6 protein-coding genes and 2 tRNA genes are annotated in these 6,162 nt (G+C 43.4%); 4 read left to right on the top strand and 4 right to left on the bottom strand.

Features of this window, described 5'->3' with window-relative positions; all coding sequences use genetic code 11:
- The first annotated feature begins 307 nt into the window (after nt 1-307).
- Together amyS and CAG69_RS18115 are read left to right on the top strand one after the other, a co-directional pair.
- Nucleotides 308-1,831 (top strand): alpha-amylase, encoded by a 1,524-nt coding sequence (gene amyS / locus CAG69_RS18120; protein ID WP_161445500.1) that lies wholly within the window; start codon nt 308-310, stop codon nt 1,829-1,831.
- 130 nt (nt 1,832-1,961) lie between these two features.
- Entirely contained in the window at nt 1,962-2,216 is a 255-nt protein-coding gene (locus CAG69_RS18115; RefSeq protein ID WP_012842214.1) for a hypothetical protein, read from the top strand.
- Between the two features lie 73 nt (nt 2,217-2,289).
- On the opposite strand, the gene CAG69_RS18110 is transcribed toward CAG69_RS18115, so the two are convergent.
- Nucleotides 2,290-3,078, bottom strand: coding sequence for a lipase family protein (locus tag CAG69_RS18110; protein WP_033907029.1), 789 nt, complete (start codon nt 3,076-3,078; stop codon nt 2,290-2,292).
- A gap of 69 nt (nt 3,079-3,147) precedes the next feature.
- Nucleotides 3,148-4,077, bottom strand: coding sequence for a CHAD domain-containing protein (locus CAG69_RS18105; RefSeq protein ID WP_161445498.1), 930 nt, complete (start codon nt 4,075-4,077; stop codon nt 3,148-3,150).
- A 301-nt stretch (nt 4,078-4,378) separates the two neighbouring features.
- Here CAG69_RS18105 and CAG69_RS18100 point away from each other — a divergent pair.
- A tRNA-Leu gene (locus CAG69_RS18100) sits at nt 4,379-4,465 on the top strand.
- A 36-nt stretch (nt 4,466-4,501) separates the two neighbouring features.
- Nucleotides 4,502-4,575: transfer RNA gene (locus tag CAG69_RS18095), tRNA-Cys, on the top strand.
- A gap of 5 nt (nt 4,576-4,580) precedes the next feature.
- Here the strand turns inward: CAG69_RS18095 and CAG69_RS18090 are convergent.
- Complete coding sequence (locus tag CAG69_RS18090) at nt 4,581-5,573, bottom strand: LLM class flavin-dependent oxidoreductase (RefSeq protein ID WP_005376038.1); 993 nt, start codon at nt 5,571-5,573, stop codon at nt 4,581-4,583.
- Nucleotides 5,574-5,808: 235 nt separating this feature from the next.
- The coding region (locus CAG69_RS18085; RefSeq protein WP_161445496.1) for a diguanylate cyclase domain-containing protein at nt 5,809-6,162 on the bottom strand (354 nt) is incomplete at its 5' end.

The following is a 6,162-nucleotide window of genomic DNA, read 5'->3' as shown; positions in this document are numbered from 1 at the left end:
CTATTTCGAAAGCCAGTCTTAAATGACTGGCTTTTTTCGTTTGTAGTCCGCCTTTCCGTAACCCTTCGCGCTTTCCTAAAGTCTCCCATGTTTTGATCACCATTCAATATTTTTAACGCGCTAATCATTGATGCTATAAATGTTAGGCAACTCAATAATTGTATAGTGTGATTGGTGATAGTTTCTCTTCGATTGTAATCCGAACTTTTTGTATTACAGGCAGCAACTTAGCTAGCGTCATAGTTAGTATCGCTTGGTGCGTATATGCAGAAAGGAGGATTCTAGTCCTTAGCGTGAGAGAAAAATAATGAAAACATTCAACCTTAAACCTACACTTTTACCCTTAACTTTGCTGCTCAGTTCGCCTGTAATGGCGGCACAAAATGGCACCATGATGCAGTATTTACATTGGTATGTGCCAAATGACGGTGCACTCTGGACACAAGTTGAAAACAACGCTTCGGCACTATCTGACAACGGCTTTACTGCGTTATGGTTGCCGCCCGCCTATAAAGGTGCTGGTGGTAGCAACGACGTCGGTTATGGCGTTTATGATATGTACGATTTGGGAGAGTTTGATCAAAAAGGTTCGGTGCGCACCAAGTATGGCACCAAAGATCAGTACCTAAACGCCATCAATGCTGCCCATAAAAACAATATCCAGATTTATGGCGATGTGGTGTTCAACCATCGCGGTGGTGCGGATGGAAAGTCTTGGGTTGATACTAAGCGGGTAGATTGGAACAACCGCAACATTGAACTTGGTGATAAATGGATTGAAGCGTGGGTGGAGTTTGATTTCCCTGGACGCAACGACAAGTACTCAAACTTTCATTGGACGTGGTACCACTTTGATGGCGTGGATTGGGACGATGCTGGCGAAGAAAAAGCTATCTTCAAATTCAAAGGTGAGGGTAAGGCATGGGATTGGGAAGTTAGCTCGGAAAAAGGCAACTACGATTATCTTATGTACGCTGATCTAGACATGGATCACCCTGAAGTGAAGCAAGAGCTGAAAGACTGGGGCGAGTGGTATATCAACATGACGGATGTTGATGGGTTTAGAATGGACGCGGTGAAGCACATCAAATATCAATACCTGCAAGAATGGATTGATCACCTACGTTGGAAAACAGGGAAAGAACTATTCACGGTCGGAGAGTACTGGAACTATGATGTGAATCAGTTGCATAACTTTATCACCAAAACTTCTGGCAGCATGTCTCTATTCGACGCACAGTTACATATGAACTTCTACAATGCGTCTAAATCGGGTGGTAGCTACGATATGCGTCAAATCATGGATGGTACGCTGATGAAGGACAATCCAGTCAAAGCGGTAACCTTAGTAGAAAACCATGATACTCAACCTTTGCAGGCTTTGGAGTCGACGGTTGATTGGTGGTTTCAGCCGCTCGCTTACGCGTTTATCTTATTGCGTGAAGAAGGTTATCCATCCGTGTTTTATGCAGATTACTACGGCGCGCAGTACAGTGATAAAGGGCATGACATCAATATGGTCAAAGTGCCTTACATCGAAGAGCTCGTAGCACTGCGTAAAGACTATGCGTATGGTAAACAACATTCATATCTCGACCATTGGGATGTAATTGGCTGGACTCGCGAGGGCGATGCAGAACATCCACATTCAATGGCCGTGATCATGAGTGATGGACCTGGCGGCTCGAAGTGGATGTATACGGGCAAGCCAAGTACACGCTATGTCGACAAGTTGGGCATCCGAACTGAAGACATTTGGACAGATGCGAACGGGTGGGCTGAGTTCCCTGTAAATGGTGGATCTGTCTCGGTTTGGGTTAGCGTTGAGTAATCCATTCTTGTGATTTTGATACAGAACAGGCAAATTTTGATGAAACTTTGCAGTGAATCAATACGTTATTTGATATTCATATAACAAATGAGTAACTTATATTTGAGCATTATCTAGAGGAAGATGAAGAATGGAATCTATTGCTGATGTATTGGTTGTGGCTATTGTGTTCGGTGCCATATTTGGGGGCGGGATAATTAAGTTAATCTTGAATCATCGTAAAGAAGTAAGAGCCTTGGAGATATCTGAACGTAATACGATGAGCCAAGAAGAACAAGATAACCTTAACAAGCAAATTGGTGATTTGAAGCGACGCGTTGAAGTGTTAGAGCGCATAGTCACAGATAGCAAATATCAACTTGAAAAAGAAATTGCCTCTCTGTAATTCACCACAAAAACGTAAAGCCGGCTGAGTCCGGCTTTTAGTGCCTGTACATCATAGCTTTAGGGTACTTAGCTCAGCGTTCGTCAAAGAAGTCTTTATCGCGGATGTATTTACTCATAAAGTGATAAGAGAATGGTCGCATTAACCAACTAAATAAGGAGCGCCCAAGCCGTATGAGCGTTGGGGTGTTCTCGTATATTCTCCCGTTATATAACCATAGCATTTTGCCTACATGCCAATACAAAAAAGGTACGGGCGGCATGAAGGTCACGATGTCAATGTCGCAACAAATCCTGTATGTTTTGTGCCCCAAACGGTAGCGTTTCTTAAACGTCCAATCTCCAACAGCGGGCTGTCCGAAAGTGACCACGCGTTTAATGCTTTTTGGGTATTTTTTCTCAATATAGTCAGCAAAAACACTGCCAATCGCGCCACCTGAAGAGTGGCCAGTAATAGTTATTCTTTTTCCCCTAAGAATGAGCGGTACAACGATACCTTCGAGGCGCTCGAGCACGGTCAACCCCAACCGATCTTCATTTCGGCTCGGTAAACTTTCTTGAAACAGAAGATGATAGAAACCCGCGTGAATGCGGTAATTCAGTCCCAACCTTCGACAGCTTCTCGTCCACATCGCGAAGTTTAACAACCAATCACTGATACTGTGTGAGCCTTTAATCACTACGACCACTTCACTCTGTTTTTTACTCCAGAGCACACGAATCATAATCTTACCGTGTTCATTTCTAATGACTCGTTGCCCATTAGGATCGAATCCGTATTGAGTTTGTCTGAAGACGCGAGGATAGGCGAGATTACAGAGTACGGCATAGCGCTCATATTGGTATCGTTTTAATGGTTTCACGTTATCTTTCTTTATGGAGCCTAACGACTGACTGTAATTAATGAATATTAAAAATACGTGAACCTTGATTTAGGGTCGGTAGAGATTCTGTGTATTGGTATCGCGAATGAAAGACTCAAACTGGCTTAAATGCGTCAAGATGGTTTGGCGAGAGAGTTCATGATGTTCACTAAGCACGTTAATTAGCATTTTCAAAGCCTTACGATCTTGTTTATTGAGGTTTACTGCCTCTTTGATCTGTGTGAAAAATTCAATTTGACTTGAAGTGTCGTTAAAATCACCGAGCTTGTCTTGCAATAGTTTTAATTGTTTCACGTTGTTTTTGTGCTGTGGGGAAGGGTAGAGTGCGGAAAACCCTTCTAGCAAATAACGCAGCGCTTTGCACTTTATCCTCATCGAGTGAATCACGTTGTCACAACTTTTGTCCGAGATCTTGCGCCGTGCTTTGTCGACCTTCTTAAATTGTTCGGAGACTTTTTGGCTTGCGAAGAGTAACGCAGGTACGTTGTTATCCACTCGTTCGTGTTGTGTACTTCGCAGCAGACTATTCCTGACCAAAGTGCAGTGCATAGTGTATTCTTGTGTCGCTAGCCAACGCGCAACTTTTGTCTGTTCGTAAGCACGTTCGGCTTCGATAAAGCCAAAAAGCGGCTCAAGAGACGATTTGTGGTTTGGGAGCATTTCAATGTATTGGTTTTTGCCCAAGATAAATACGTCCAAATCACGCAGCTTATTTGTTTTCTTCATCATTATTTTTAAATGAGGTTTCAAAATACGCTGTTCAAAAGGAGGGATCAGTTCGCGAAGTAGTGAGCATAGTGAGCGTATGCGCCTCAGTGTGACGCGATATTGGTGTGTATATTCAGGATCCAAGTCGTCGATGACTCCCTGCTCCAGAGAGCGTGCATAATCAAATTCAGTAAGGAAGAAGTGGGGCACTACGAAGTCGAGTTCGGAGTCGGCATGTAAGGGTAAGTGAAATGATGGTTTTCGAAACATGATGAGCGCTATTTTGTTCTCTGAAATACACGTTAAGTTTATACCCATACTGTTAACTTGCGCGATTTGTTGGCTCTTCATTGATATAAAATGAGAAGGTTAAAAGGCACGAAAGCAAAGTGTATTGATGATCAAATAAGCAAAATGATCGCCCTTTGTTCGTTAGAGTCGTCTTTTTAACCATTTGAATAAAAAAGACTAATTTTTTGTTGACCAGATAAATTAATCCGTTAAAGTACGCCTCGTTCTCACGGCAAAGGTCGCGAGATAGATGGTGTCTAACCCATCGCATGATTGCGTTGCCCTGGTGGTGGAATTGGTAGACACAAGGGATTTAAAATCCCTCGGCGTTCGCGCTGTGCCGGTTCAAGTCCGGCCCGGGGCACCATCAAAATCTTTGGTGACAGAGATACAAAATCAGAAAGGCGCCTTGGCAGAGTGGCTATGCAGCGGATTGCAAATCCGTGGACCTCGGTTCGACTCCGGGAGGCGCCTCCATTCTTTTACTTGTCCATGAGTTCCGATAGTAACCTGTAGGATCTCAACTTCTCAGATTGTTCAAACACCATCGTGTTTACCATAATTTCATCTGCCCCAGTGCGTTCCAAAAGTTTCTCAATTTTCTGTCTTACATATGTTTGATCACCATGGATAGATTCACGTAATTGAGTTTCAACGTGAAGCTTTTCCTGTGCTGACCATAGTGGTGCCATACTTTTCACTGGTGCGCGAAGTTTTTCGCGATTGCCGCGAATCATTTTTAAGAATTTTTGCTTCTCTGTTGTCGCGAGAAAATCTGCATGTGACTGAGTATCCGCTACGATAACGTTGGCACAAATCATCACATAGGGTTGAGCTAAATGCTCGGATGGGACAAACTCATCTCGATAAAAGTTTAGAGCACGAGACATTGCATCTGGAGCAAAGTGTGCAGCAAATGCGAAAGGTAAGCCTCTCTTAGCTGCTAAACGTGCGCTGTATGTACTCGACCCCAGAAGCCAAATCGGCAGAGATGTGTTGTTACCTGGATAAGCCGCGACTGGTTGATTTCGAGATACGGGACCAAGAAAGAAATTAAGTTCCTCCAACAGCTCTTCAAAGTCAGGATCCATATGCTCTGGTTCCCGCCTTAATGCATGCATTGTTTGGTAGTCGGTGCCTGGTGCGCGTCCTAATCCGAGGTCAATACGACCAGGGTATAATGCCTCTAACGTTCCGAATTGCTCTGCAATAACTAGTGGTGCATGGTTAGGTAACATGATTCCACCTGATCCTAAACGGATCGAGTTCGTGTGCGCTCCAATATGACTGAGTAATACACTGGTTGCGGCACTGGCGATGTCGGGCATGTTATGGTGTTCAGCCATCCAAAACCGATGATAGCCCCAGGACTCGATTGATTGAGCTAATTCAACGGAGCGTTCGAACGTTTCGGTGAAGTTTGTTCCGTCGGACACGGGTGCCAAATCCAGAACAGATAAACGAGGAAAAGACATAGGATAGTTATAGCCTGTTAATGAATCTTAACTATCATATGGTGGTGAAAGTTGACGTTTAAAAGGGGAGGATCAACCATTCACAATGGATTATTTTTCTTCAATGCCTGGAGAGCGTTTAGCTTACGAGTTTAGCTTTTGCTATGTGATAAAAGCGGCTTTATTACTGTAAGTGGCCACAGTGGTCGATGTCGTTGAATATTCGCATGTAGAACGTTTCCACAGCTACTTTAGATTAAAACATAGGCCTCTTTAACAGCGAACTGCTGTTGTCGACAATAGTGAACGAGCTAGCTTTAGAACGTTTTGACTGATACATAGACTTGTCTGCCGCTGTTAATAATTCATGTACATTCGACCCATGCTCAGGATAGAGTGCAATACCAATGCTAGCTCCGACGCATAACTCTTTACCTTTAAAATGAATTACTTTTTCTATTTCTTGGATATAGCGTAGTGCACATGCAGACAGAGACGTACCTGTTGTGTGTGAACGATGAATAATAATAAATTCATCTCCACCAAAGCGGCCTACCATGTCTGATTCGTCGATAATACTTGATAATCTACTAGCCACAGATTTTAACAC

It is taken from the genome of Vibrio sp. V43_P6S15P86 (genome assembly GCF_009904725.1).
Taxonomy (GTDB): Bacteria; Pseudomonadota; Gammaproteobacteria; order Enterobacterales; family Vibrionaceae; genus Vibrio; species Vibrio diabolicus.
The sequence above is the reverse complement of the archived record's forward strand: the minus strand, read 5'-3'. Positions and strand labels throughout refer to the sequence as shown.

What these genes read in the sequence shown, in the direction of transcription:
- CAG69_RS18090 (WP_005376038.1), bottom strand. Translation starts at nt 5,573, where the DNA reads ATGTCTTTTCCTCGTTTATCTGTTCTGGATTTGGCACCCGTGTCCGAC.
- CAG69_RS18105 (WP_161445498.1), bottom strand. Translation starts at nt 4,077, where the DNA reads ATGTTTCGAAAACCATCATTTCACTTACCCTTACATGCCGACTCCGAA.
- CAG69_RS18115 (WP_012842214.1), top strand. Translation starts at nt 1,962, where the DNA reads ATGGAATCTATTGCTGATGTATTGGTTGTGGCTATTGTGTTCGGTGCC.
- amyS (WP_161445500.1), top strand. Translation starts at nt 308, where the DNA reads ATGAAAACATTCAACCTTAAACCTACACTTTTACCCTTAACTTTGCTG.